Source organism: Actinomyces israelii DSM 43320 (assembly GCF_000711965.1).
Classification (GTDB): domain Bacteria; phylum Actinomycetota; class Actinomycetes; order Actinomycetales; family Actinomycetaceae; genus Actinomyces; species Actinomyces israelii.
Genome location: NZ_JONS01000010.1, coordinates 15,757 through 41,142 on the forward strand (window position 1 = coordinate 15,757; position 25,386 = coordinate 41,142).

19 protein-coding genes and 3 pseudogenes are annotated in these 25,386 nt (G+C 75.0%); 5 read left to right on the forward strand and 17 right to left on the reverse strand.

Going from position 1 to position 25,386, the window contains the following annotated elements:
* Window positions 1–5 precede the first annotated feature (5 nt).
* The 12 genes from O145_RS05270 to dinB form a co-directional block, all read right to left on the reverse strand.
* Entirely contained in the window at window positions 6–1,301 is a 1,296-nt protein-coding gene (locus O145_RS05270) for a UDP-N-acetylglucosamine--N-acetylmuramyl-(pentapeptide) pyrophosphoryl-undecaprenol N-acetylglucosamine transferase (RefSeq protein WP_043560681.1), read from the reverse strand.
* Window positions 1,294–2,523, reverse strand: a complete 1,230-nt coding sequence (locus O145_RS05275; protein WP_043560684.1) for a peptidoglycan glycosyltransferase FtsW — start codon at window positions 2,521–2,523, stop codon at window positions 1,294–1,296. Before O145_RS05275 ends, O145_RS05270 begins: the two co-directional genes overlap by 8 nt.
* Window positions 2,524–2,771: 248 nt before the next feature.
* Window positions 2,772–4,271, reverse strand: a complete 1,500-nt coding sequence (murD, locus tag O145_RS05280; protein WP_043560686.1) for a UDP-N-acetylmuramoyl-L-alanine--D-glutamate ligase — start codon at window positions 4,269–4,271, stop codon at window positions 2,772–2,774.
* 65 nt (window positions 4,272–4,336) lie between these two features.
* Window positions 4,337–5,425 carry a phospho-N-acetylmuramoyl-pentapeptide-transferase gene (gene mraY / locus O145_RS05285; RefSeq protein ID WP_043560689.1) on the reverse strand — a complete coding sequence of 363 codons (1,089 nt, stop codon included), beginning with the start codon at window positions 5,423–5,425 and terminating at the stop codon, window positions 4,337–4,339.
* Window positions 5,425–6,918, reverse strand: coding sequence for a UDP-N-acetylmuramoyl-tripeptide--D-alanyl-D-alanine ligase (locus tag O145_RS05290; RefSeq protein ID WP_043560885.1), 1,494 nt, complete (start codon window positions 6,916–6,918; stop codon window positions 5,425–5,427). Before O145_RS05290 ends, mraY begins: the two co-directional genes overlap by 1 nt.
* On the reverse strand, window positions 6,915–8,537 hold the full coding sequence (locus tag O145_RS05295) for a UDP-N-acetylmuramoyl-L-alanyl-D-glutamate--2,6-diaminopimelate ligase (RefSeq protein WP_043560691.1): 1,623 nt from the start codon (window positions 8,535–8,537) through the stop codon (window positions 6,915–6,917). The genes O145_RS05290 and O145_RS05295 overlap by 4 nt, the downstream gene beginning before the upstream one ends.
* Window positions 8,538–8,691: 154 nt before the next feature.
* Window positions 8,692–10,506: a peptidoglycan D,D-transpeptidase FtsI family protein gene (locus tag O145_RS05300; RefSeq protein WP_043560694.1), complete on the reverse strand. Its 1,815-nt coding sequence runs from the start codon at window positions 10,504–10,506 to the stop codon at window positions 8,692–8,694.
* 7 nt (window positions 10,507–10,513) lie between these two features.
* Window positions 10,514–10,960, reverse strand: coding sequence for a cell division protein FtsL (locus O145_RS05305; protein ID WP_043560696.1), 447 nt, complete (start codon window positions 10,958–10,960; stop codon window positions 10,514–10,516).
* A complete protein-coding gene (gene rsmH, locus O145_RS05310; protein WP_052374724.1) occupies window positions 10,957–12,093 on the reverse strand; it encodes a 16S rRNA (cytosine(1402)-N(4))-methyltransferase RsmH in 1,137 nt (378 codons plus the stop codon). Before rsmH ends, O145_RS05305 begins: the two co-directional genes overlap by 4 nt.
* Window positions 12,094–12,332: 239 nt before the next feature.
* On the reverse strand, window positions 12,333–12,764 hold the full coding sequence (gene mraZ / locus O145_RS05315) for a division/cell wall cluster transcriptional repressor MraZ (RefSeq protein WP_043560699.1): 432 nt from the start codon (window positions 12,762–12,764) through the stop codon (window positions 12,333–12,335).
* A 317-nt stretch (window positions 12,765–13,081) separates the two neighbouring features.
* A complete protein-coding gene (locus O145_RS05320; RefSeq protein ID WP_043560702.1) occupies window positions 13,082–13,477 on the reverse strand; it encodes a DUF3040 domain-containing protein in 396 nt (131 codons plus the stop codon).
* 117 nt (window positions 13,478–13,594) lie between these two features.
* Complete coding sequence (gene dinB, locus O145_RS05325; RefSeq protein WP_043560706.1) at window positions 13,595–14,851, reverse strand: DNA polymerase IV; 1,257 nt, start codon at window positions 14,849–14,851, stop codon at window positions 13,595–13,597.
* 219 nt (window positions 14,852–15,070) lie between these two features.
* Here dinB and O145_RS05330 point away from each other — a divergent pair, with 219 nt between their 5' ends.
* Both O145_RS05330 and O145_RS19845 read left to right on the forward strand, forming a co-directional pair.
* Entirely contained in the window at window positions 15,071–15,820 is a 750-nt protein-coding gene (locus O145_RS05330) for a spermidine synthase (RefSeq protein WP_043560714.1), read from the forward strand.
* Between the two features lie 67 nt (window positions 15,821–15,887).
* Window positions 15,888–16,106 (forward strand): annotated as a pseudogene (locus O145_RS19845) (GntR family transcriptional regulator); the annotation flags it as partial.
* On the opposite strand, the gene O145_RS17970 reads toward O145_RS19845, so the two are convergent.
* From O145_RS17970 to O145_RS05345, 5 genes and pseudogenes are all read right to left on the reverse strand, one after another.
* The gene (locus tag O145_RS17970; RefSeq protein ID WP_169740323.1) at window positions 16,073–16,483 is read right to left on the reverse strand and encodes a hypothetical protein; all 411 of its coding nucleotides are present in this window, start codon (window positions 16,481–16,483) and stop codon (window positions 16,073–16,075) included. The pseudogene O145_RS19845 and the gene O145_RS17970 sit on opposite strands and share 34 nt — an antisense overlap.
* A 139-nt stretch (window positions 16,484–16,622) precedes the next feature.
* The gene (locus O145_RS18975; protein WP_229118373.1) at window positions 16,623–16,820 is read right to left on the reverse strand and encodes a hypothetical protein; all 198 of its coding nucleotides are present in this window, start codon (window positions 16,818–16,820) and stop codon (window positions 16,623–16,625) included.
* Window positions 16,821–16,899: 79 nt separating this feature from the next.
* Window positions 16,900–17,001, reverse strand: a pseudogene (locus tag O145_RS19850) (hypothetical protein); the annotation flags it as partial.
* A gap of 104 nt (window positions 17,002–17,105) precedes the next feature.
* A pseudogene (locus O145_RS19855) lies at window positions 17,106–17,294 on the reverse strand (hypothetical protein); the annotation flags it as partial.
* A 307-nt stretch (window positions 17,295–17,601) separates the two neighbouring features.
* The gene (locus tag O145_RS05345) at window positions 17,602–18,525 is read right to left on the reverse strand and encodes a proteasome assembly chaperone family protein (protein WP_043560723.1); all 924 of its coding nucleotides are present in this window, start codon (window positions 18,523–18,525) and stop codon (window positions 17,602–17,604) included.
* A 407-nt stretch (window positions 18,526–18,932) separates the two neighbouring features.
* On the opposite strand from O145_RS05345, the gene O145_RS05350 reads away from it, so the two are divergent.
* From O145_RS05350 to O145_RS05360, 3 genes are all read left to right on the forward strand, one after another.
* The gene (locus O145_RS05350) at window positions 18,933–21,431 is read left to right on the forward strand and encodes a HelD family protein (RefSeq protein WP_229118382.1); all 2,499 of its coding nucleotides are present in this window, start codon (window positions 18,933–18,935) and stop codon (window positions 21,429–21,431) included.
* A gap of 74 nt (window positions 21,432–21,505) precedes the next feature.
* The gene (locus O145_RS05355) at window positions 21,506–23,434 is read left to right on the forward strand and encodes an AMP-binding protein (RefSeq protein WP_052374714.1); all 1,929 of its coding nucleotides are present in this window, start codon (window positions 21,506–21,508) and stop codon (window positions 23,432–23,434) included.
* An 83-nt stretch (window positions 23,435–23,517) separates the two neighbouring features.
* Window positions 23,518–25,290 (forward strand): AMP-binding protein, encoded by a 1,773-nt coding sequence (locus O145_RS05360; RefSeq protein ID WP_043560725.1) that lies wholly within the window; start codon window positions 23,518–23,520, stop codon window positions 25,288–25,290.
* The last annotated feature ends 96 nt before the right edge of the window (window positions 25,291–25,386 follow it).

Consider the following 25,386-nt stretch of genomic DNA (forward strand, 5'->3'; position numbering starts at 1 on the left):
TCGCATCAATCGGCCTCCTGGTCCGCCGACTCTCCGGTGGAATCGGCCTCGGGTCTCGTCTCGGGCTGCGGACCGGCCCCTGGTCCGGCGGCGACGGAGCGGACGAGCGCCGCCAGGCGGGCGGCGGCGTCGCGCACCCCGGTGGAGGCGGCGGCCTCGGCGGCCTCGGCGCGGGCCTCGGCGTCGGCCAGCAGGTCGGTGAAGGACACGATGTCGTCGGCGGCCAGGTCGCCGTCGGGCACGAGGCGGCCCCCGCCGGCGGCGACGGTGTCGGCGGCATTGAGCCTCTGCTCGCCGTTGCCGATGGGCAGCGGCACGTAGAGGGCGGGCAGGCCCAGGGCGGTCAGCTCGGCCACGGTGCCCGCGCCGGAGCGGCAGATGACGCCGTCGGCGCACGCGTAGGCCTGCTCCATGGCGGACAGGTAGTCCAGCACGTGGTAGCGGTCGGTCAGGTCGGGGGCGCACTCGCCCTCGGCGGCGGCCCGCTCCAGGGCGGCGCGCACGGGCGCGTCCTTGTCGCGCCCCGTCAGGTGGAGGATCTGGAGGTCGGCGGGCAGGCGCGCCAGGGAGGAGGCGATGACCTCGTTGAGGTGCTGGGCGCCCAGGGAGCCGCCGGTGATGAGAAGGGTCGGGGCCAGGGGATCCAGGCCCAGGGCGGCCGCGCCCCGGCTGCGGGCGCGCGCGGCCCCCTCGGCGTCGGCCCGTTCGGCCACCAGGGCTCCGATGGCGGGCCGTAGGGGCAGGCCGGTGACCTCGGTGCGCCCCTTGGAGGCCTTCAGGCGGGTCGAGGCGAAGGTCAGGGCCACCGCCGCCGCCCAGCCGGCGCCCAGGCGGTTGGCCAGGCCGGGCCGGGCGTTCTGCTCGTGGATGACCACGGGCACGCCCGCCTGCCGGGCGGCCAGGTAGGCGGGCGTCGACACGAAGCCCCCGAAGCCGACGACGACCTGCGCACCCACGCGCCCGATGGCCTCCCCGGCGGCGGCCACGGCCTTCTGCAGCCGCCGCGGCAGCATGAACAGGTCCCCGGTGGGGCGGCGCGGCATCGGCACCCGGGGCACGTAGGCGAGCTCGTAGCCGGCCTCGGGCACGAGGCGGTCCTCCAGCCCCTCCCGGGTGCCCAGCACGAGGAGCTCGGCGCGCTCGTCCCCGCCGATCGCCGGGTCGCGCAGGGCGGCGGCCGTGGCCAGGAGCGGGTTGACGTGTCCGGCGGTGCCGCCGCCCGCGAGCAGCACGCGCAGCGGGCGGCGGGCCGCGGATGCGGGGGCGTCCTCGGGCGCACCGGTGAGATGGGTGTCAGGCACGGTTCCTCCTGCGGGGGGCGATCACGGCAAGAGTACGGCGAACGGCCGCTCCGCTGGCGCGCAGGGCCTCGGGCGCGCCGGGTTCGTTGCGGGCCAGGGCGAGCAGCACGCCTATGCCCATGAGCACCGAGACCAGGGCGGAGCCGCCCTTGGAGATCAGCGGCAGGGGCACGCCGAGCACGGGCAGCAGGCCGACCACGACGCTCATGTTGATCAGGGCCTGCCCGACGATCCAGGCCATGAGGCCGCCGGTGACCACCGAGACGTACAGGGAGCGGGAGCGCCTGATAATGCGCGCGCAGCACCAGCCGATGACGGCGAACAGGGCGATGACGATGAGCGTGCCGATCAGGCCGAACTCCTCGCCCAGGACGGCGAAGATGTAGTCGGAGTCGGCCTGGGTGAGATAGCCCCACTTCTGGCGCGACGAGCCCGGGCCCACGCCCCACAGGTTCCCGGTGCCCAGCGCCCAGCGCCCATGCTTGGGCTGGTAGCCGACGTCGTACATGTCTCCGTCGTCGGGGCGCCACCAGGCGAGGATGCGGGCGCGGCGGTTGGACGAGAGCGCGGACAGCAGCGCGAAGGCGCCCAGCCCGAGGCCGCCGAGCCCCACGAACCAGCGCCGGCCCAGTCCTCCCATCCACAGGGCCCCGGCCACCAGCAGCGCCAGCACGACGACCGTGCCCAGGTCCCCGCCGCCCAGGACGAGGACCACCGCCAGCGCCACCGGGGCGAAGATCCATCCGGCCAGGCGCCCGAGCTTGCGCCACGTGTCGACCCCCGGCAGGAAGATGTCCTGACGGGTGGTGACCATGGCCCCCAGGTAGAGGCACAGGGCGAGCTTGATGAACTCCGAGGGCTGGATGGTGCCGATGCCGGGGACGCGCACCCAGTTGCAGTTGCCCCCCACGCAGCTGCCCACGCCCGGGGCGTAGACGAGGACCTGTCCGAGGATGGCGAGGATCAGGGCGGGGACGGCGATCCGCTTCAGGAGGCGCACGGGGGCGTGGGCGACGGCGGTCATGCCCGCCAGGCCGACCACGGCGAAGATGAGGTACTTCGCGAACTCGGTGAACGCGTCCTGGCCCTGGGCCGCCACGGTCACCGACTGGACCGAGAAGACCATGACCAGGCCGAACAGGAGCAGGAAGAGAGTGGACAGCAGCAGGGCGTAGTAGGTCAGCGTGGCGGGCTCGCCCGGCCGGGGTCCGTCGCCGCCCATCACCCGGTGCCACCACTGCCGCGGCCCGCGGGGCGCCGGGGCCTCCGAGGTCCTCGGCGTCGTCGAGGCCTCGGGGCTCCCGGCGGACGGCTCAGCCGGCCTGCGGGCCGGCTTGCGGGCAGGCTCAGAGCGCTGGCGCGGGGTCGTCTCGGCCGAGGGCGGAGTCACCGGCCTGCGGGCGCGCCCGAGCCGCGCCACACCGGTGCGATGGGCTCTGCCGCGCGTGGACCGGCCGTGCGAGCGCGCCATCATGGCCTGTCCCCCGTCCGCCCGCCGCCGAGGAGGGCGCGCACCGAGGCCGCGAAGAGGTCGCCCCTGTGGGCGTAGGAGCTGAACTGGTCCCACGAGGCGCAGGCCGGGGCGAGCATGACGGTGTCCCCGGGGCGCGCCAGGGCGGCGGCCGCCGCGACGGCCCCGTCCATGACTGAGGCGCTGTCGCCGTCGGCGACGCGGGTCACCGCCAGCCCGGGCGCCCGGGCGCGCAGGGCGGCCAGCACGTCGGCCTGGTCCTTGCCGATCACGACGGCGCCGCGCAGGGCGGGGCGCACCGCGCGCACGAGGTCGTCGAAGGAGGCGCCCTTGGTGTCGCCCCCGACGATCCACACGCCGGTGCCCGCGGGCAGGGAGGTCAGGGCCGCGCTCGCGGAGTGGGGGTTGGTGGCCTTGGAGTCGTCGACCCAGGTGACGCCCCCGCCCTGGGCCACAGTGACGATGCGGTGGGCGCCGGGGGTGAAGGCGCGCAGGCCGCGGGCGACCGCGCCGGGGTCGCGGGCGACCGCCCAGTGGGCCAGGGCCAGGGCGGCAGCGGCCAGGGCGTCGGCGACCATGTGGGCGGGCAGGCGGCCCGCCTCCCCGCCCGGCGCCAGGTGCGCCAGGTCCTCCAAGGTGCCCAGCTCGCGTCCGTGGTGCGGGCGGTCAGTGCACCAGGCCCGGTCGACGAGCACGTCGTCGACCAGGCCGACCTGGCCCGCGTCCGGCGGTCCGGGCGAGAAGCTGACCCTCCAGCAGCCCTCGGCGACGTCGGCCTGCTCGACCATGGCCCGGGTCGCGGGATCGGCGGCGTTGTACACGGCCGCCTGCCGGGCGCGCGCATACACGCGGGCCTTGTCCGCCCTGTAGGCCTCCATGCCGCCGTGCCAGTCGAGGTGGTCGGGCGCGAGGTTGAGGCAGGCGGCGGCCAGCGGGCTGAGCGTGCGGGTGGTGTGGAGCTGGAAGCTCGACAGCTCGACGGCCATGGCGTCGGCCCGGCCCTCAAGGACGGTGGTGATGGTGGGGGAGCCGATATTGCCCACGGCCGGGGCATCGAGCCCGGCCGCGGTCAGGATGGCGGCCAGCATGCCGACGGTGGTGGTCTTGCCGTCGGTCCCCGTCACGACGATCCACGGCACCTCGGGGCGGGTGGCCTGCTGGAAGCGCCAGGCGAGCTCGATCTCGCTCCACACCCGGATGCCGTCCCGGCGTGCGCGGGCGAGGACCGGACCGGTCGCCGGCACCCCCGGGGAGACGATGAGCAGGTCGGGGCGGGCCCGGTCCAGGGCGTCGGCCTGGGCGCGGTCGTCGCCGAGGGTGACCCGCTCGAGCGGCGCCGTCACGGCGTCGGCCGCGTCCCGGCGGGCGTCGAGCAGGTGGATGCGCGCGCCGAGGCCGGTCAGCGCCTCGATGACGGCGAGCCCGGTGCGGCCGGCGCCGACGACGCCGACACGCGCCCCGGCCAGGTCCTTAAGCGTGATGGCGTCGGCGGTGGTCACTGGCGGTCTCGATCCTGGGGTCGTGCGAAGCGGTTGTGAGGAAGACGGTGTGCGCGGCGCCCCGGTCACGACACGAGGTACTCGGTGTAGAACAGGCCCAGCCCCACCACGACGCAGACCCCGGCGACGATCCAGAAGCGGATGACGACGTTGACCTCGGTCCATCCGCCGAGCTCGAAGTGGTGGTGGAGCGGCGCCATGCGGAAGACGCGCCTGCCCGTGGACTTGAAGGACGCCACCTGGATGACGTCGCTGAGCACCTCGGCCAGGAAGAGCCCGCCGAGGATGACGGCCAGGAACTCCGTGCGGCTCAGGATCGACAGGCCCGCCAGCGCCCCGCCCAGGGCCAGGGAGCCGGTGTCGCCCATGAAGATCTTGGCCGGGGAGGCGTTCCACCACAGGAAGCCGAAGCAGGCGCCCATGAGGGCGGCGGCGATCATGGCCAGGTCGCGCGGGTCGCGGATCTGGTAGCACAGCGTGGCCACGACGTCGGGATGGCCGTAGGCGCACGACTGGTTGGTCTGCCACACGCCGATGAGGGTGTAGGCGGCGAAGACCATGGCCGAGGAGCCGGCCGCGAGCCCGTCAAGGCCGTCGGTGAGGTTGACGGCGTTGGACCAGGCGGTGATGAGGAAGTTCGCCCACAGGACGAACAGGGCCAGGCCCGCCGCCGTCCCGGCGAAGGCCAGGTCCAGGTTCGTGTCGCGCGCGAAGGAGACGCGGGTGGAGGCGGGGGTCAGCCCGTAGCGGTCGGCGAAGCACAGGGCCACCACGGCGAAGGTGATGCCGATGAGCGCCTGCCCCAGCATCTTCTGCCAGGCGCGCAGCCCCAGCGAGCGCTCCTTGGAGATCTTCTCGAAGTCGTCGAGGAACCCGATCAGGCCCAGTCCCACGACGAGGAAGAGCAGCAGCACCCCGCTGGCGCGAGGGGGGCGCAGCTCGATGAGGTTGGCGACCGCGTACCCGAGCACGGTGGCCAGGATAATGACCAGGCCGCCCATGGTGGGGGTGCCGCGCTTGGTGAAGTGGCCCTGGGGGCCGTCCTCGCGGATGAACTGGCCGTACTGGCGCCGGTGGAGGAAGCGGATCAGCAAGGGGGTGCCGAGCAGCGTGACGAGCATGCCGACGGCGGCAGCGGCGAGGATCGCGGTCATCAGGCGTCCATCTCCTTGAGGCCTTCCTTGAGGCGGTCGGCGATGCGCCAGGCGCCGGAGTCGTGGGACCCCTTGACCAGAACGGCGTCCGCGTCGCGCAGCGGGCAGTCGGGTGAGTCGAGCAGGGCGAGTGCCGCGTCGGCGTCGGGCAGCTCCACGGTGGGCACGCCGTCGGCGGCGGCGGCGCGCGCGGCGGGAGCGGCGCCGCCGCCGACGGTGATCAGCAGGGCCGCCCCCGCCCGGGCCGCGAGCTCGCCGGTGCGGGCGTGGTCCGCCGCCTCGGACGCCCCCAGCTCGAGCATCTCGGAGACGACGACGACGCGGCGCCGGTCGGCGGCCAGGGCGGGCAGGGAGGCCAGCGAGGCCGTCATGGAGTCGATGTTGGCGTTGTAGGAGTCGTCGATCAGCAGGATGCCGCCGCCGTCGAAGGGGACCTCGCGCACGTCCATGCGGTGCGGGCTCTCGATGCGTGCGCTGCCAAGCGCCTCGGCGACGGCCCCGGCGGGCGCCCCGGCCGCGAGCGCGAGGCCCGCGGCGGCCAGCGCGTTGACGATGTTGTGGGCGCCGGGCAGCGCCAGGCGCACGCGGCGGGACCCGGTCAGGCCGGGGGCGTGCAGGTCGAAGGCCGCCCGGGCGTCGTCCCCCAGGCGCACGCCGGTGGCCCGCAGGTCGGCCGGGGCGCCCGTGGCCGAGAAGGTCAGGACGTCGGCCGGAGCGAGCCGGGCCATGGCCGCGGCCCGCGGGTCGTCGGCGTTGAGCACCGCGGTCCCGGTGGCCACCAGGCCGGAGACGATCTCGCTCTTGGCGGCCGCCACGCCGTCGATCGAGCCGAATCCCTCCAGGTGGGCGTGGCCGATCACGAGGACGGCGGCGGCGTCCGGCGGGGCGATCCGGGTGAGGTAGGCGATGTGCCCGGGGGCGGAGGCGCCCATCTCCAGCACGAGGTAGCGGGTGGACTCGTCGGTCTCCAGCACGGTCAGGGGCAGGCCGACCTCGTTGTTGAACGAGGCGACGGGAGCGACGGTGGGCCCCTGCGCGGCCAGGAGCTGGCGGGCCAGGTCCTTGGTGGTGGTCTTGCCCACCGAGCCGGTCACGGCCACGACCGTGAGCGCCTCGCCCCGCGCGGCGGCGCGCTCGCGCAGGTCCACCAGGTGGCCGCGGGCGAGCTCGCCGAGGGCCTCGACGGTGTCGGGGACGACCAGGAGCGGGAAGGCGTCCGGGTCGTGGCCCGCGGCGGCCAGGGAGGCGCGGGCGGCGCCGGGGTCGCTCACCAGGGCGGCCGCGCCCCCGGCCGAGGCGACCTGGCCGACGTGGGCGTGGCCGTCGGTTCGCTCACCGGCGATGGCCACGAACAGGGCGCCCGGGCCGGCCCTGCGCGAGTCGGTGACGACATCGGTGACCGTCCGGGCGGCGGCGCCGTCGTCGGCGCCGGCGAGACTGCCGGCGGGGGCGCCGGCGAGGGAGGCGATGCGGGGCAGGGGGCGGGGGATCATGCGGGCGTCACCGGCCCCCACGTGGCCTCGGCGGCCGCGCGCATAACGGGCGCGTCGTTGTAGCGGATGAACTTCCCGGCGACCTCCTGGAAGGGCTCGTGGCCCTTGCCGGTGACGATGACGGTGTCCTCGGGCCCGCATATCTCGACGCCGCGGCGCACGGCGTCGCCGCGGCAGGTGGTGATCTCCTCGACGTCGGCCAGGTCGGGGCGCACCGAGCGCACGCCGGCCAGGACGGCGTCGCGGATCGACTGGGGGTCCTCGCTGCGGGGGTTCTCGTCGGTGACGACCAGGACGTCGGCCAGGCGGGCGGCGACCTCGCCGAGCATGGGCCGCTTGCCCCGGTCCCGGTCGCCGTCGGAGCCGAAGACGACGATGAGGCGGCCCGGGGTGATCTGGCGGACGGCCTTGAGGGCGAGCTCCAGGGCGTCGGGCGTGTGGGCGAAGTCCACGATGCACAGCCCGCGCACGCCGTCGCGGTGGGTGATGCGCTGCATGCGCCCGGGGATGTTGTGGGCCCTCGCCAGGGCGGCCACGGCGGTGTCGGCGGGGACGCCCGCGCGCATGGTCATCACCAGGGCCAGGGCGGCGTTCTGGACGTTGACCAGACCGGGCAGCGGGCAGGATGCCTCGACGCGCTCGGAGTCCGGGCCGTGCAGGACGAAGGTGGTGGCGGAGTCGGTCATGGACACGGCGGCGTCGCTGACCCACCAGTCGGCGGGGGCCGCCTTCGATCCATCGGCGCCGTCGGCGGGGTAGGCCCGCAGGCGGTCCACGGGGATCAGGCCGGCCCCCTCGATGCGGTCGGCGAGCCGGCGCCCCCACTGGTCGTCGACGCAGACGACGCCGCGCCGGGCGTGCTCGGGGGTGAACAGCAGGGCCTTGGCGTCGAGATAGGCCTCCATGGTCTTGTGGAAGTCGAGGTGGTCGCGCTGCAGGTTGGTGAAGCCGGCGACGTCTACGACTGTGCCTCCCAGGCGGTGCAGGACGATCGCGTGGCTGGAGGCCTCCAGGCTGGCGGCCCCCACGCCCTCCTCCACGGCCAGCGCCATCATGCGCTGGAGGACGGGGGCCTCCACGGTGGTGCGGGGGGACTCGATCGACAGGCCGCCCACGCGCAGCTCCACCGTGCCCGCGACCATGCACCCGCCCAGGTGGGCCGTCAGGATCGCGTCGTTGAAGTAGGAGGTCGTGGTCTTGCCGTTGGTGCCCGTGACCGCGGTGACCGTCAGGCGCTCGGCGGGGTGGTGGTAGACCTCGGCCGCCAGGGGGCCGGCGACGGCGCGCGGGTCGTCGGCGATCAGCACGGGCACCTGCGGGAGCGAGGCGCGGACCGCGGCCGCACCGGCCTCGTCGGTGAGCACCGCGACCGCGCCGGCCGCGACCGCCTCGGGGGCGAACTGCGCGCCGTGGTGGGTGAAGCCGGGCAGAGCGACGAATATCTCGCCGCGGGCGACGTCCGCGGAGTCGACGCTGACGCCGGTGACGGCCAGGCCGTCGGGCGCCTCCGCCCCGGAGGCGGGGCGCAGCGCGAAGCGCGTAGCGAGGTCCTTCACCGTAACCGGAGCGCTGTGGTGCGGACGCAGCGCGGCAGCCGACTCGTACGCGTGGTTGCTCATGGTTCCTCAATCTATCGTGGCCGGAAGGTGACGGCTCGCGCCGCCGGAACGTGCAGGGGACCGCGCAGGTCGAAGGCTACGCCCTGGTCACGGCCCAGGTGACCGCCACGGGGTGCGCTCCCCCACACCGAGCGGCCCGCGCGCCGGGGCTCGGCTAGCCGTGGTCGCCGGCGGCCTGGGCGGCCTGGGCGGCCTCGGCGTCGGCCTGCTCGGCGGCCTGGGTCGCCGCGATGGACGGATCGGGCGCAATGCCCAGGGAGTGCATGGTGGCGAGCGCGATCTTGCGGAACACCGGGGCCGAGACCGTGCCGCCGTAGGTGTCCCGGGGGCGGTAGACGATGACGGCCACGGCGATGGCGGGGTCGCGGGCGGGCGTGAAGCCCACGAAGGAGGCGACCGTGCCGTCCTCGGTGAGGATCTCGGTGGTGCCGGTCTTGCCCGCCACCAGGTAGCCGTTGATCGAGGCGGCCTCCGCGGTGCCCCCCTCCTGGGTGACGCCGATGAGCATCTCCGTGAGCGCGTTTGCGGCGGGCTCGGAGATGACGCGCTCCCCCTCCGGAGCGGTCTGAGGAGTCTCCTTTCCCTTGGGGTCGATCCAGGCGTCGATAATGCGCGGGGCGACGCGCACGCCCTTGTTGGCGACGGTCGCCAGCACCTGGACGGCCTGGAGCGCGGTCCCGGCGATCCCCTGGCCGAACATGGTGGTGTAGCTGGTCCGGTCGTCCCAGTCCTCGGCGGCGCCGAGCATCCCGGCGGACTCGGCGGGCATCTCGATGCCGGTGAGGCTGCCGAAGCCGAAGCGCTCGATGTAGGAGTGGCGCACCTGTGCCGGCAGCTTCTCGCCGATCTGCACGGTGCCGACGTTGGAGGACTCGGCCAGCACCTGGGCGGTGGTCAGGCTCTGGGTCGGGTGCTCGTGGGAGTCACGGAAGGTCTGCCCGTTGGCGGCCGTCCACGTGTAGGGCACGGTCCACGAGTCCTCGGGGGTGATCGCCCCCTCCTCCAGCGCGGCGGCGAAGGTCATGACCTTGCCGACGCTGCCGGGCTCGAAGATCGCCTGGACGCTGCGGGCGGTGCGGTCCTCCTCGGCGGTGGCCTGGAAGTCGGCCGGGTTGACCGCGTTGGAGTCGGCCAGCACGAGCACCTTGCCGGTGGAGGGCTCCATGACCACCGCGCACCCCCAGTCGGCTCCCTGGGCCTTGACGACCTCGTCGATGGCGTCCTGCGCGATGGCCTGCAGGTCCGGGTTGACGGTGGTGCGCACCGTCGTCCCCGGCACCGCCTCGACCTCCTCCTGCTCGCCGGTGGGGATGATGGCCCCGGTCTTGCCGATCTCGACGCTGCCCTCGCCGTCGACGCCCGTGAGCTGCTCGTTCTGGGTCAGCTCGAGGCCGGCGGTGCCGATGAGGACGCGGCCGTCCCCCTCATAGGTGTATCCGAGCACGTTGCCGGCCACCTTCCCCGCCGGGTAGGTGCGGCGGGTGCGCTGGTCGGGCTCGACGCCGGGGATGGCCAGCGCCTTGATCTGCCGCCAGGTGTCCGGCGAGACGGCCTCGGCGATGACCGTGTAGGGGGACTCCCCGACCATCTGGGCGCCGAGCTCCTGGGCGTCCACGCCCAGGATGTCGGCCATCTGCCTGGCGGCGGCCGCCGCCCCGTGCCCGACGACGGCCTGCGACTCCTGGCCGGTGGCCGGGTCGACGCGGTCCTCGGTCTGCTCGTACTGGGCGATCTTGAGCTGGTTGACGCCGATGTCGTACGAGACGGCGGAGGAGGCGAGGACCGTGCCGTCACGTCCCAGGATCTCCCCGCGGGGGGCGCGGTTGACCCAGGTGACGGTGCGCTCGTCCTTGGCCCTGGCGGCGAGCTCCGGGCCGGCGACCACCTGGAGCCAGGCGGTGCGGCCGGCCAGGGCGGTGAACCCGGCCAGGCCCATGACCTGAAGGGCCCGACGGCGGCTGGGGTTCACGGGGTCCCTACTTGGAGTCCGCCGTGGCGGCGGTGCCGCCGGACAGGGTCGAGCTGGACAGGTCGATGACGCCGGGGGCCGCGGCCGGGACCATGCCCAGCGCGGCCGCCCGCGACGCGAGCGCGTCGGGCGAGGAGGCCTCCTGGACGTCCGAGCGGACCGTCTCGATGTGGTCGTTCAGGACGTTGAGCTCGGCCTGCGCCGCCTTCATCTTGTAGGCGGTGTCCGCCATCTTGGCGTTCAGGAGCATGGATGCCGCCAGTGCTCCCACCAGGATCGCGACGACCACCAGCAGAAACGGCAGGGTGGATCGCGCCGGGGCGACCCCCCGGACGACGCGGAGCCGGGGCTGCTCCCTGACCTGCTTGACCTGGTCGCGCGCCGTGGAGCGCCGACCGGATAGGGCGATGTCGTCGGTACGTGGACGGCGGACTCGGGCCGCGGCTGTACTCATCTGCCTCTCCTTCCTTGTGCGGGCGTTCTGGCGGGATGGGGGCGGGGTCTGGGGGCGGGCTCCGGCGCGGGGGCCTCGGCGGCGGGGCGGATGCGGGTGGCGGCCCGCAGCCGCACGGACGCGCTGCGGGGGTTGGCGGCGAGCTCGTCGTCGTCGGCCCTGACCGCCCCGCGGGTGGCCGGCTCGAGATAGGGCAGGGCGTCCCGGGGCACGACGGGCAGTCCCGGGGGCGCCGACGGCGAGGCCCCCGCGGCGAGGGCCCGCTTGACGATGCGGTCCTCCAGGCTCTGGTAGGACTCGACGACGACGCGCCCGCCGACCCGCACGGAGTTCAGCGCCCGGGGCACGGCGCGCTCGAGCAGCTCCAGCTCGGCGTTGACCGCCACGCGCAGCGCCTGGAAGGTCCGCTTGGCCGGGTGGCCGCCGGTGCGGCGCGCGGCGGCGGGCACGCAGGCGCGCACCAGGTCCGCCAGGGCGTCGGTGGACCTGACCGGGTCGCCCGCCTCGCGCCGTCGCACAATGCCGGCGGCGATGCGCGAGGCGAAGCGCTCCTCGCCGTAGGCCCTCAGGATGCGGGCCAGCTCGCGCTCCCCGGCCGTGTCGAGGAGGTCCTGGGCGGTGGGCCCGCCGGACTGGTCCATGCGCATGTCCAGGGGAGCGCTGCGGGCGTAGGAGAAGCCCCGCTCGGCGCGATCGAGCTGGAAGGAGGAGGCTCCGAGGTCCATGAGGACCGCGTCAACGACGCCGTCCCACCGTCCGGCCGCTCCCGCGGCCTCGCGCGCGACGACGTCGACGCGGTCGTAGGTGGTGCGCACCGCGCGGAAGCGCTCGCCGAAGCGGTCCAGCCGCGAGCACGCCAGCGCGATGGCCTCGGGGTCGCGGTCGATCCCGACGACCGCGAGGGTACCGAAGCGCTCCAGAGCGGCCTCGGCGTGCCCGCCCATGCCGAGCGTGCAGTCGATGAGGACGGGGCGCTCGGGCGCCCCCGCCCCGGTCAGGGCCGGTGCGAGCAGGTCGAGGCAGCGGTCCAGGAGGACGGGCGCATGGAGCTCGGCTGCCCGCCCGGCGCCGGGTCGAGCCGCCGGGGCGGCCCCGGGGCGACCGGCGGAACCGGAGTCGACGGCTGCTCCGATCTCGTTCACCGCCTCCTCCTTCCTGGTCGGTCCTGCGGGTCTGGATGGTGCGCGAGCGGGCGCGAGCCGCTGGGCGGGCCCGGCCCTGTCCCACCAGGACTCCTCCCGCGTGTTCCGGCGCCGGGGAAGTGGCGTCGGATGCTGCGGCGGGCGGAGACCTCACGGGACGGGGCCGCGGGTGCTCGGCACGGGTATCGGGTATGCGGTTGTGCTCGCGGCGCGCGGCCGCGGAGCGATGGTCAGAAGAAGCCGGGGATGACCTCCTCGGCGGTGTCGGCGAAGATCTGCTCCTGCGCAGCCAGGTAGGTCTTCCAGGCCTCGGCGTCCCAGATCTCCACGCGGGCTCCGGCGCCGATAACGGCCAGGTCCCGGCTCAGCCCCGCGTAGGCTCGCAGGGAGGCGGGCAGGGTGATGCGCCCCTGCTTGTCCGGGATCTGAGAGTCCGCGCCCGACAGCATGACGCGCACGTAGTCGCGCGCCTGCTTCTGGGCGAGCGGAGCCTCGCGCAGCTGGGCGTACATGCGCTCGAACTCCGCGGCGGTGAAGACGTAGAGGCAGTGTTCCTGTCCTCGGGTGAGAACCACTCCCCCGGCCAGCTCGTCCCGGAACTTCGCCGGGAGGATGAGTCGTCCTTTCTGATCGAGGCGGGGGGCGTGGGTGCCCAGGAACATTGAGCATCCCTCCTTCCCCACCTCGACGATCCAATGGGCCCCACAGTACTCCACTTCCCTCCCTTTTCTCCCACACCAGGCGTCGCATCCGCGTCACGCTCCCGTCTCAGAAGGCACGAAGTCGCCGTTTTCCGCGGTGGAGCGAAGTGGAGGGGAGCCGGTCGGCGGTCGTCCTCCGGCGTGGCGCCGCCACCGGCCGCGGACGTGATGTCAAGCACAAGAAGCCCCGTCACCGGGGGGTGACGGGGCTCGAAGAGCTGCGGGTGGAGGGAAGTGGAGGGATTCAGGACCGGGTCGGGGCCCAGCCGGGCCTCAAGTCAGTCCTCGCGGCTGCGGCGCCGGTCCCAGCGCTCGGACTGGCGGCCCATGAACGACGATCCGGGGGAGCGCCCGCCGGGAGCCCCTTTGCGCCGCGAGCCCCGGGAGCCGGGGGAATCGGCCCGGGTGAGCATGAGGGTCACGCCCCACACCGCGAGCCCGAAGCCCGCCACGCCCAGGAAGATGGAGGCCACCGAGTGACCCACGGCCACTCCCGTGATCACGAGGGCCAGCCCCACCAGCACCAGGGCGGCGCCCGCGCCCACGTGGCGCGGCGAGACCCGCCCCGCGGGGACCTCCGCGCTGTCCATCGTATGAGCCAACGACGGGTCCTCGACGTGGAGCTGCTCCTCCAGATCGCGCAGCACCTGTTGCTCACGCTCTGACAACGCCACAGCGCACCTCGCTTTCCCGAGTCTCGTGCTCCGGTGGCGGCGCCGCGACAGGTCGGCCCGCGCCGGCGCGGTTCCGGACACTTCCAGGATAATCGGTGAGCGTCGCATCTGGGAAACTCATGGCGCCGATCCTGGGGCCGCGGCCCCCGGGGGCGGACCGGCAGGCGGGTCCAGGAGGCTCGCGGGGGCCAGGGCCCCGGCGCCCCAGCGCCGGCGCACGGCGTCGGCGGCGCGCTCGGGCGCCCCGCGCCGGGGGTCGTCGTCCAGCAGGAGCTGGATGCCGTCGTCGGGGCGGGCCAGGTCCTCGACCCTGACGCCCAGCAGCCGGAAGCCGCCCCCCGGGGTGGGCAGGGCGTCGAAGAGGCGCTCGACGACGGCGAACAGGTCGCGGGCCAGGTCCGTGGGAGCCGACAGGGTGCGCGAGCGGGTGACGGTGACGAAGTCGGCGCCGCGCGCCTTGAGCACGACAACGCGGCCGCGCAGCTCGCCCGCGCGCAGGCGGGCGGCGCACTGGTGGGTCTGGTCGAGCAGGACGCGGCGGGCGTGGGCGCGGTCGGTGATGGTCTCGAAGAAGGTCGACTCGGTCCCCACGGACTTCTCCTCGCGCCCCGGGCTCACGGGCCGCGGGTCGATGCCGTGGGCGAGGTCGTGCAGGTGACGGCCGGCGGCGGGCCCGAGGATCTTCTCCAGGCGCCGCACGTCGGTGGCGGCCAGGGTCCGCACGTCGCGGATCCCCCAGCGCTGAAGGGCCCGGGCGCTCTTGTCCCCCACCCCCCACAGCGCCCCCACCGGCAGGACGTCGAGGAAGTCCTGGGTGGCGTCGGCCGGCACGAGCAGCATCCCGTCGGGCTTGGCGTGGGAGGAGGCGAGCTTGGCGACGAACTTGGTGGCGGCCACGCCCACCGAGGCGGGCACGCCGATGCGATCGCGGACCTCGGCGCGGATCCAGCGGGCGATCGCGACCGGCGGGCCCATGCGCCGGCGCGCTCCGGAGACGTCGAGGAAGGCCTCGTCGACGCTGACCTTCTCCGTCAGCGGCGTGACCTGCTCCAGGATGTCCATCACCCGGCGCGAGACCCGGGAGTACAGGCCGTGGCGCACGGGCAGGACGACCGCCTGGGGGCAGCGCCGGTGCGCCTCGGTCATCGACATGGCCGAGGCCACGCCGTAGACCCGGGCCTCGTAGGAGGCGGCCGAGACGACGCCCCGCCCCGCGGTCCCTCCCACAATGACGGGGCGCCCGGCGAGCTCGGGGTGCTCGAGGAGCTCGACCGAGGCGAAGAAGGCGTCCATGTCGACGTGGAGGATCGGCGTGGCGGAGTCGTCGTCGCCCCAGGAGCGGCGCGCCGCCTGCGCGCGAGGGGACCGACTCATGACCGCCTCCCGTCCTGCGCGCCCTGCGAAGCCTGCACGGCCGCCCCGGCCGCGCGGCCGGGGGGCCACCGGCCCGCCCGGTCGCATCCACGATAGCGTGGGCCTGTGGTACCCAGGCGGTCGGCTAGAGGATCCGCCGGCCGGCCTGGCGGGCGCGCCCGCCAGGCCGGCCGGGCGGCAGGGGCGTCGCTGCCGCTGCGGGCGCTTCCCTCGTCCCCGGTGCGCACATCTGTGGCGACCGCCGAGCTCCAGGTGCGCGACCGCGGGGTCCTGCTCCTGCTGGACGGCGCGGAGTCGTCGTGGATCGACCTGCACGACCCCGCGCACCTGGACTTCGAGTACCTTCAGCAGATGGACGCGGCACTCACGGCGCTGCGCGGCGAGCGCGAGCCGGTGCGGGCCGTCCACCTGGGCGCGGCGGGGTGCGCGCTGGCGCGGGCCTGGGACGCCACGCGCCCCGGCTCGACCCAGCTCGCGGTGGAGATCGACGCCGTCCTGGCGCGGCGGGTGCGGGAGTGGTTCGACCTGCCGCGCGCCCCGCGGCTGCGCATCCGCGTGGGGGACGCGGCCCGGGTGGCGGCGGACCTGCGCGCGGGCGAGTGGGACGTCGTCGTGCGAGACGTGTTCCGCGACGGCGAGGTGCCGGCCGCCTGCCGCGCCCCAGAGCTCGCCGCCGCCTGCCGCCGCGCGCTGGCGCCCGGTGGCCTCTACCTGGCCAACACGGCCAGTGCGCCCGGCGGGCCGCGTCGGACGGTCGCCGGCGAGCTCGCCGTCGCGCAGCGGGTCTTCGGCGGGGTGCTGGCGGTGGCCGACGCCGCGGTCGCCCGGGGCCGACGACGGGGCAACCTCGTGATCGTGGCCCGCGACGCGCCCTTCACGGCCCGCGAGGCCGACGCCGTCGAGCGGGCGGTGCGCCGCCTGCCGCTGCCCGCGCGCACCTGGCGCGCCGCCGATCCGGCCCTGTCCTGACCGCTGCCGGCCTCCTCGCCGTCGGCCGCGCCGGGCGACCGCTCCCCGCCCGCGAGATGCCCCGGGCATGGGCTGCTGCTGCCGAGCGCCGCCCGGAGTGGATGCCCCGAGGCCGAACCCTGAGATCTCGCTGGAGCGGACAAGCACGAAGCCCCTCTTCGCGCAGGTCGCCCAGTCCCTGAGTGCCGCCATCGCGTCGGGCGACTTCCGGCCGGGACAGCAGATCCCCACCGAGCCGGAGCCGGCCACCACCTACGGAGTGAGCCGAATCATGATCCGTCGCGCCATTGAGGAGCTCTGCCAGCACGGCCTGCTGATCAAGCGGCAGGGCAAGGGCACCTTCGTCCGCGAGAGCAAGACGGCCAGGAAGATCGCGCACATCTCCAGCTTCTCCGAGTCCTGCCGCGCCAGCAGCATGGTCCCGTCCGCGGAGGTGCTCAGGAGGGAGCTGCTCGACTCGCCGCCGCCGGACGCCCCGCCCCGGCTGGTCGGGCTGGTGGACCCCGACAGCACGGCGGCGGCCCGGCGCTCGTCGTCGGCCCCGGTCAGCTCGACGGCCTCGTCGGCGTTCGGGAAGAAGTACTCCACGCACCCCAGCGCCTCCGCAATGTCCTCCAGGCCGGCTCCCGCCCGACTGGGCACCATGTCGGCGCACACCGTCATACCGGTGGCCTTCGCCCGCCGGAACAGCGAGGCCATCCGCCCCCCGGAGATCAGTGGGTTGTTGAATATCGACCCGAAGGCGAGGATCCTGGCCGAGCCGAGCAGCCCCTCGCGTCGAGGTGCGTCATGCCCATCCCCCTCAGGTCAGGTCCGCGTCGACGACGACAGCCTTGGTGAACTCGTCGGGCTCGTCGGCGGCGAGCTCGAAGGCCGGCTGGATGTCGGCGTGGTCGAAGTGCCTGTCGACCAGCGAGGAGACGTTGACGGCGCCCGAGCGCATGAGCGCGATCGTCGTCGGGCAGCTGTTGCAGGAGCGGAACACCGTCTGGATGGTCATCTCGCGGTTGATCTTGAGGCAAGGAGACGGGCGCCTCCCCCGGCACCGTGCCGACGACCAGGATCCTCCCGTGGCGCTTGACGACCGCGAGGCCGAGCTCGACCGTGGCCGCCGCCCCGGCGGTCCCGAAGACCACATCCGCGCCGTAGCGCCCGACGATCTGGCGGATGCGCCCGGCGATGTCGGCCTCCCGCGCGTTGACGGCGGCGCCGGCCTTGAGGCCAGCCCCCGCCCGACCTCGACGACGACGCCGGAGGGCTCATGGCCCAGCCCGGCGCTCCGGCCGGGCTCCGGCGGGACGCAGGGCCCGAAGCCGTGGGTGTCGGAGCCGCGCACGCCGACCCGGGCGATCTTGATCACCGCCTCGTCCGGTCCCGGCGCGGGGCGCTCGCACGCCTCGATCACCATGCGTGCGGGCTCCCCGAGCAGGGCCCGCATGCTCTCGGTCGTTCTCCCGGTTGGGCTCTCGGTCATGTCGTTCTCCTGACTGCGAGCGGGCGGAGGCCGCGCCGCCCGGGGCAGGGCCGTCAGAGAGGACCGTCAGAGGCGGGCGGCGGGCCCGCCGGCGCCGCCTCATCGCCCTGTGGGCCAGGGCGAGACCGGTCTGCCGGTCAGCCGCGGCGCGAGCATCGCGGCGGGCAGGGCCGGGCCGGCGCACCACGCGCCCAGGGCCGTGGTGGTCGTCGAGGCGATCATGGCGGACCGGCGCGCCGGCAGCCGTCCGGGCAGCGCCCCGACCGGCTCACGACCGGCGCGCAGCCGCAGCCTGCCGGGGCGTGCCTCAGTCCTCCCGGCGGTCGTCGAGGTGCCAGGCGTCCGGATCGGCCTCGGCCGCCTGGAGGAAGGCCTCCAGGCGCGCACCGATCTCGTCTGCGGAGGGGACCTCCACGGCCCGCGCCAGGTCGGCGCCGCTCACCGGCGCGACGGCGTCGTACTGGGCCTCCAGCGCGCTGACGACGGCGGCGACCTCGGGCTGCCCGGCCGCCTCGGCGTCGATCTCGGCGCGGTTGATGCTGGCGGCCGCCTCGAGGTCGCCGACCGGCAGGGCCAGGCCCGTGGCCTCCGAGACGGCGGCAAGCAGGGCCGCCGCCCCGGCGGGGTAGTCGTCGCGGGCCACGTAGTGCGGGATCCCGGCCGACAGGCCGCGCGAGTCGAGCCCGGCCTGCCCGAGCCGGAGCTCGAGGAAGGCGCCCATGGAGCCCGGGACCTCGACCCGGCCGAAGAAGTCGGGCTGGTCCGGCAGCAGCTCGGGCCGGTTGCCGTGGTGGTGGACGTAGGTGGGGCGCGTGTGCGGGGTCGCCAGGGGGAGCCCGGTCATGCCCACGGCCTGGGACACGCCCATGGAGACCACCAGGTGCGTGACCGCGCCGACGAACTCGTTCCACCGGAAGTCGGGCTCGGCCCCGTGGAGGACGAGCAGGTCCTCGCCCTCGTCGTCCTGGAAGAGGTCCAGGACGAGCTCGGGCACGACCGCGCTCTCATAGGTGTGGGTGGCGTATGTCATGACGGGCCGTCGGGCCCGGTAGTCGACCAGCGTGTCGACGTCGAAGGTGACCATGCGCTCATGGGGCAGGGTCATGAGCAGCTGCTCAATGGCGAGGGCGCCGGCGTGCCCGGCGTCCATGGCGCCGTCGAAATGGTGCAGGAGCACGCGCGGGGACGCCGGGTCCCCGGCCGGGTGCTCGACGGTGTACAGCGATCCCACTGCTCCTCCTCTCGCGCTCGAGGCGCCTAACCACGATGACGGTCATCACGGGTGCGCTGGGCGCACCGGCGACAGCCGCACCACCAACGGGTGCAACGCCCGGCGCCCGCGGCCTGTTCCCTCGGCCCGGGGGGGCCGCGCCGCATCCGATACGGCGATCGTGTCACATCTTGGATGTCTTCGTCGTCGACGTCGTTGAACACATCCGGTCAGGAGAATAATGAGTCGCCCTGCGAACCGCGGCGAGCCCGACGGCTCGCCGGCACAGCCCCGGCGCATCCGCGCCCGCCCGCCGTCCTCAGTGAGGTCATGTGACTCAGCCCCGCCACACGCACGTCTCCCCCGCCGAAGCCTTCACGCCCGCCCAGCCGGAGGGGGCCGCCGTCGGGGCCTCCCGCGAGCGCGAGATCGCCTCCGAGCAGAGGGTCGTCGACCTGGCCTACCGCGAGCTCGACCGCCAGCTGGCCGAGGCCAGGCGCTCCCTGGCGGCCACGGAGGCCCGCGGGGGCAGCGGCACCCACCAGTCCCGCGGGGAGAGGGACGCCTACGCCGTGCACTACACGAACCTGATCTCCTCCCTGGAGGGGGTCGAGGACCGGCTCGTGTTCGGCAGGATGGACCTGGACCCGCGGGCCGTCGCCGCCCCGGCCTCCGCCGGACCGGTCACGGACGCCGGGAGGCGGCACTACGTGGGGCGTACCGGGCTGCGGGACGCCCAGCACCGCGAGGTGGTCCTGGACTGGCGCGCCCCGCTGGCGCGGGCGTTCTACCAGGCAACCGCCTCCGACCCGATGGGCCTGGTGCGCCGCCGGCACATCGAGACCCGGCAGCGCACGGTCCTGGGGGTGGAGGACGAGCTCATCGACGTCGGCGGCCTGGACACGGCCTCGGCGAGCAGCGGGCGGGCGGCGGCGACGGGCCTGCAGGGCGAGGGCGCCCTCATCGCCGCCATGAGCACGGCCCGCGACGGGCGCATGAGCGACATCGTGGCGACGATCCAGGCCGAGCAGGACCGGATCGTCACCTCTGACGGCACGGGGGTGCTCGTCGTCCAGGGAGGACCCGGCACGGGCAAGACGGCGGTGGCGCTGCACCGGGTCGCCTACCTGTTCTACTCCGAGCGCGAGCGCCTGGAGCGCTCCGGCGTGCTCCTGGTGGGGCCCTCGCGCACCTTCCTGCGCTACGTGGAGCAGGTCCTGCCCTCGCTGGGCGAGACCGGCGTGGTCTCCACCACCCCGGCGGACCTGGTTCCCGGGGTTCGCGCCCGCGGTGCGGAGACGGCGGCGGCGGCAGAGGTGAAGTCCCGGCGGGTGTGGGTCACGATCCTGCGCCGGGCGGTGCGGGACCTGCAGCGCGTGCCCGACTCGCCGCGCCCCATTGTCGTGGACGGCACGCGCTTAGAGCTCGATCCCGAGGACGTGCGCAAGGCGATCGGTCGGGCCCGCCGGTCCGGCAGGCCCCACAACCTGGCGCGCGAGACCTTCGTGCTGTGGCTGCTGGAGCGCCTGACCGACCAGCTCGCCGCCGCCACCCACCGGGACGCCTCGGACGCCGACACGCGCGCGTGGATCCGCGAGGACGTCCGCACCGCCCGCGACGCCCGCCGCGAGATCAACCTGTGCTGGATGCCCACGACGCCGGTGGGCCTCCTGGAGCGGCTGTGGGCGCGCCCGGCCCTGCTGGAGCGCCTGGCGCCCGAGCTCACGGCGGCGGACCGGGCGCTGCTGGAGCGCGCCGCCGGCGCCGAGCTGACCCCGGCCGACGTGCCGCTGATCGACGAGCTGGCCGAGCTGCTGGGCCCGAGCCAGGACGCCCAGGCGCACCGGGCGCGCCTGGAGGCGCGCCGCCGCCAGGAGCTGGTCTCCTATGCGGCCCACGCGATCGCAGCCCAGGACCTGGGCGAGGGCATGGTGAGCGCCGAGATGCTGGCGGACCGCGTGGAGGCCCCCGGACCCTCACTGACCCTGGCGGAGCGGGCGCGGGCCGACCGGACGTGGACCTACGGGCACATCGTGGTCGATGAGGCGCAGGAGCTCGGCGCCATGGCGTGGCGGGCCCTGGCGAGGCGGTGCCCGGTGCGCTCCTTCACGGTGGTCGGCGACCTGGCGCAGTACTCGGGGCCGAGCGCCCCGGGCTCGTGGGCCGACGTGCTGGCCGCGCTGGGAACGCGGGCGGCCACGCCCGGCACAGCCGGCGGGGACAGCGGAGCCGGCGGGGTCGCGGAGGATACGGCAGACACGGCGGAGGCGGACGGCGGGCCGTCCGCCTCCACGCCCCTGCGCCAGGAGGCGCTGACCGTGTGCTACCGCACGCCGGCCACCATTGTGGCCGCGGCGGAGGATGTGGCGGCCGCCCTGGGGCAGCCGCCGGTCTTCCCGGTCCGCTCGGTGCGCGACCTGCCCGACTGCCTGGCGGTCGACGACCCGCTCGACCGGCCCGGCGCCGACGGCGCACGGAACGAGCAGGCCTGGGCCCGGGCCCTGCGCGCCGCGGTGCGCGAGGAGTCCGCCGCCCTGGACCGGGCCGTGGGCGCCGACGGCGGTCGGATCGCCGTCATCACCCCGCGGCCCGAGGAGGACACCGCGATCCTGGAGGACGACCCGAAGCTGGCGCGGGCGCTGGCGGCCCCCGGCGGGGACGTGCTGCGCAGCCGCCTGGCGGTGATGGCGCCGCGGCTGAGCAAGGGGCTGGAGTTCGACGTCGTCGTGCTGGTGGAGCCCGCCGTCGTGGGCGGGGCGAGCCCCGGCGACCTGTACGTGGCCATGACGCGGCCCACCCGCCGGCTGCGGGTGGTCTCCCGCGGTCCCCTGCCCGAGGGCCTGCGGCGCCCATGGGCGCCCGCCGGCCGTGAGCGGGACGACACAGGCGCCTCCGCCGCCCCCGCCTGCAGACCTACGCAACCGTAGGTTACGGTTGCGTACGGTCGCATCTATCAACGCCCCCGGCCGTGGCCGGAGCACCTTCGAGGAAAGGGGAGCCCGTGAGCAGGTCCGACGCCGCTTCCGCGCCCGAGCCCCGGTCCACCGGCAGCGCCGCCGTCCCCGACGCCCCCGCGCGCCCCCACTACGCCCCGGGTGTTCCCGGCGTCGTCGCCCCGGTCACCGAGCCGCTGTCCCGCATGCTCGACGACGCCGTCCGGCGCTTCCCCGACCGGGTCGCCCTGGACTTCCTCGGGCAGGCCACCACCTACCGCCGGCTCGGCGAGCAGGTGGCGCGCGCCGCCGAGGCCCTGCGGCGCCTGGGCGTGGGCCGCGGGGACGTCGTGGGCGTCATCCTGCCCAACTGCCCCCAGCACGTCGTCATCGCCTACGCCGCCTGGCGCATCGGCGCCATCGTCGCCGAGCACAACCCGCTGGCCCCGGCGGCGCAGATCCGCGAGCAGATCGAGCTCCACCACGGGCGGGTCATGATCGCCTGGGAGAAGTCCCTGGCCCGCCTGGTCCAGACCACCGGCTCGCTCGAGGGCGCCGGCATGGCCGGCCTGAGGGTCCTGGCGGTCGACCTGTCGCGCGGGCTGCCGTGGACCAGCCGCCTGGCCCTGAGGCTCCCGGTGGCCGCGGCCCGCTCCCGGCGCAGCGAGCTGCGCGGGAGGGTCCCGGCCGGGGTGGCCTCCTTCGACGACCTGGTGGCGACCGCCACGCCGCTGCCCGTCGGGCACCCGCTGCCCGGCGTCGACGCGGTCGCCGTCCTGCTCTACACCGGGGGCACCACCGGGGTGCCCAAGGCGGTCAAGCTCACCCACGCCAACGCCCGGTCGAACGCGGAGATGTCCCTGGCGTGGGCCTCCCGGACCTGCGAGGCCGGCGAGGAGACCTTCTACGCCGTCCTGCCCTTCTTCCACGCCTTCGGGCTGAGCCTGTCGCTGCTGTGCGCCGTGGGCCTGGCCGCCACCCAGGTGGTCCTGCCCAAGTTCGGCGCCGACATGGTCCTGTCCGCCTGGAAGCGGCACCCGGCGACCTTCTTCCCCGGCGTGCCCGTCATGTTCGACCGCATTGTCTCGCGCGCCCGGGCGACCGGGGCCGACCTGTCGAGCTGCAAGATCGCCGTGTGCGGCGCCGCCCCCAACCCCAGGGCGGTCGCCGAGGCCTGGGAGCGGGCCACCGGCGGAGTCATTATCGAGGGCTACGGCATGACCGAGACCTCCCCCATCATCCTGGGCAACCCCATCTCCCCCGAGCGGCGCGCCGGCACCCTGGGGGTGCCCTACCCCTCGACCGAGGTGCGCGTCGTCGACCCCGAGGACCCCGAGCGGGAGGTCGCCCCCGGCGACATCGGCGAGCTCATCGCCCGCGGCCCCCAGGTCTTCGCCGGCTACTGGGAGAACCCCGAGGAGACCGAGGCCGTCATGCTGCCCGGCGGGTGGCTGCGCACCGGGGACCTGGTGCGCCAGGAGGAGGACGGCTTCTACGTCATCGCCGACCGCCGCAAGGAGCTGATCATCTCCGGGGGCTTCAACGTCTACCCCACCGAGGTCGAGGCGGCCGTGCGCTCCATGCCGCAGGTCGAGGAGGTCGCCGTCGTCGGGCTGCCCGCTGAGAGCGGCAACGAGTCGGTGGTGGCGGCCATCCTGCCCAAGGAGGGCCAGACCGTCACCCTGGAGCAGGTGCGCGCGTGGGCCGAGAAGACCCTGTCGCACTACGCCCTGCCCCGCCAGATCGCCATCCTGAGCGAGATGCCGCGCTCCCAGATCGGCAAGGTGCTGCGCCGGGTGGTGCGCGAGGAGCTGCTGGCGGCCCGTGAGGCGGCCTCAGGGGCGGCCAGCGCGGCCGCCACGGCGTCGGCCAGTGCCGCCAGCGCCATCGTCGAGCGCCTCGGGGAGGCGGGAGCCCGCTCCGAGGGCAGGCGCGGCGTCGGGACGGCCTCCAGGCCCGCGCCGCCCGACCGCCGGGCCCGCGGGGACGCCGGGTGAGGGCTCCCGCCGGCGGGGGCGCGCGGCCGGGGCAGGCCTCCCGCGCGTCCGGGGCCGGGGGCCCCGCGGTTCCAGCCGGCCCGGTGGCCCCGGCTGACCCGGCTGACCCGGCTGACTCAGACGCCTACCGGCGCCCCCACTACCAGCCGAACATCCCCGCCGTCATCGAGGTGCCCGACGCCCCGCTGAGCGAGCTGCTGGAGACGGCCGCGCGGTTCTACGGCGAGCGCTGCGCCGTGGACTTCCTGGGGGCGGGGCTGACCTACGCCGAGCTCCTGGAGGCCTCCGAGCGCGCCGCCCAGCTGCTGCGCGAGTCGGGCGTCGAGGCGGGCGACCGGGTGTCCATGATCATGCCCAACTGCCCCCAGCACATGATCGCCGTCTACGGGGCCCTGCGCCTGGGGGCGATCGTGGCCGAGCACAACCCGCTCGCCCCCTCCCGAGAGGTGCGCGCCCAGCTCGACCACCACGGGGCGCGAGTCGTCATCGTCTGGGAGAAGGGCATCGACCTGCTCCTCGACCCGGCCCCGGCGGCCGGCGGCCAGGAGGGGACGGACCCGCTGTCGGGCCGCACGGTGTTCTCGGTGGACCTGTCGGCGGCCATGCCGGTCCGGCTGCGCGCCGCCCTGCGCCTGCCGGTGGCGCGGGCCCGCGAGACGCGCGCCTCGATGAAGGCCGACCGGCTGCCCGCCGGCGTGCGCTCCTGGGACCGGGAGGTCGCCCGGGCCCCACGGCTGCCGGCGTCGTGGCCGTACCCGGGCGGCGGCGACGTCGCGGTCCTGCTGCACACCGGCGGCACCACGGGGGCGCCCAAGGCCGCCATGCTCACCCACACCAACCTGCGGGCCAACACCAACCAGGCCATCGCCTGGGTCCCCATGCTGCACGAGGGCGCGGAGACCTTCCTGGCCCTGCTGCCCTTCTTCCACGCCTTCGGGCTGACCTTCAACCTGTTCTGCGCGGTGCAGAAGGCGGCCACGCAGGTGATGCTGCCGAAGTTCTCCGTCAGCCAGGTGCTGGAGGCCCACCGGCGCCGGCCGATCACCTTCTTCGTGGGGGTGCCGGTCATGTTCGAGCGGATCCTGCGGGGCGCGCAGAAGAAGGGAGTGGCCCTGGACACGCTGCGCTACGGGGTGTGCGGCGCCGCCCCGATGCCGCCGGCCGTGGGCGCCGAGTGGGAGTCGGCCACCGGCGGGTTCTTCGTCGAGGGCTACGGCATGACCGAGACGAGCCCGATCGTGGCCGGCACGCCCATGGGGCCGAGCCGGCGCCTGGGGGCGCTGGGCCTGCCCTTCCCCTCCACGGACGTGCGCGTGGTGGACCCCGACGACCCGGACCCGGACCGGGAGGTGCCCGACGGCGAGCCGGGAGAGCTCCTCGTGCGCGGGCCGCAGGTCTTCGCCGGCTACTGGGGCGAGCCGGAGGCGACGGCGGCTGCCGTGCTGCCCGGCGGGTGGCTGCGCACCGGGGACATGGTGCGCCGGGAGGACTCCTTCCTGTGGATGGCCGACCGCAGGCGCGAGCTGATCCTGACCGGCGGGTTCAACGTCTACCCCTCCCAGGTGGAGGCGGCCATCCGGGACATGGACGCAGTGGCGGACGTGGCCGTCGTGGGGCTGGACAGCGGGGCCGGGGGCGAGCTCGTGTGCGCCGCGGTCGTCCTGGAGGACGGGGCTCCCGCGGGCGCCGTCACCCTGGAGGCGGTGCGCGCCCACGCCGAGCGGGCGCTCCCCCACTACGCCCTGCCCCGCTACCTGGAGATCATCGACGAGATGCCCCGCAGCGCGATCGGCAAGGTGCTGCGCCGGGTCGTGCGCGAGCGGATCACACGATCGCAGAGCCTATCGGCTAGGTGATGCCCGCGGGCGGCGCAGCCCCTTTTTCACCGAGATCGGTCGTATTCCGGCTCGAGATCGGTCCAGTTCCGCGCCGAGATCGGTCCGGGGAATCCG

Bases quoted from the DNA above. Each gene is read 5' to 3' on its own strand.
- O145_RS05275 (WP_043560684.1), bottom strand. From the start codon at position 2,523: ATGGGCGGCGACGGACCCCGGCCGGGCGAGCCCGCCACGCTGACCTAC.
- mraY (WP_043560689.1), bottom strand. From the start codon at position 5,425: ATGACCGCGATCCTCGCCGCTGCCGCCGTCGGCATGCTCGTCACGCTG.
- O145_RS05290 (WP_043560885.1), bottom strand. From the start codon at position 6,918: ATGATCCCCCGCCCCCTGCCCCGCATCGCCTCCCTCGCCGGCGCCCCC.
- O145_RS05295 (WP_043560691.1), bottom strand. From the start codon at position 8,537: ATGAGCAACCACGCGTACGAGTCGGCTGCCGCGCTGCGTCCGCACCAC.
- O145_RS05305 (WP_043560696.1), bottom strand. From the start codon at position 10,960: ATGAGTACAGCCGCGGCCCGAGTCCGCCGTCCACGTACCGACGACATC.
- mraZ (WP_043560699.1), bottom strand. From the start codon at position 12,764: ATGTTCCTGGGCACCCACGCCCCCCGCCTCGATCAGAAAGGACGACTC.
- dinB (WP_043560706.1), bottom strand. From the start codon at position 14,851: ATGAGTCGGTCCCCTCGCGCGCAGGCGGCGCGCCGCTCCTGGGGCGAC.
- O145_RS17970 (WP_169740323.1), bottom strand. From the start codon at position 16,483: ATGACGGTGTGCGCCGACATGGTGCCCAGTCGGGCGGGAGCCGGCCTG.
- O145_RS18975 (WP_229118373.1), bottom strand. From the start codon at position 16,820: ATGACCATCCAGACGGTGTTCCGCTCCTGCAACAGCTGCCCGACGACG.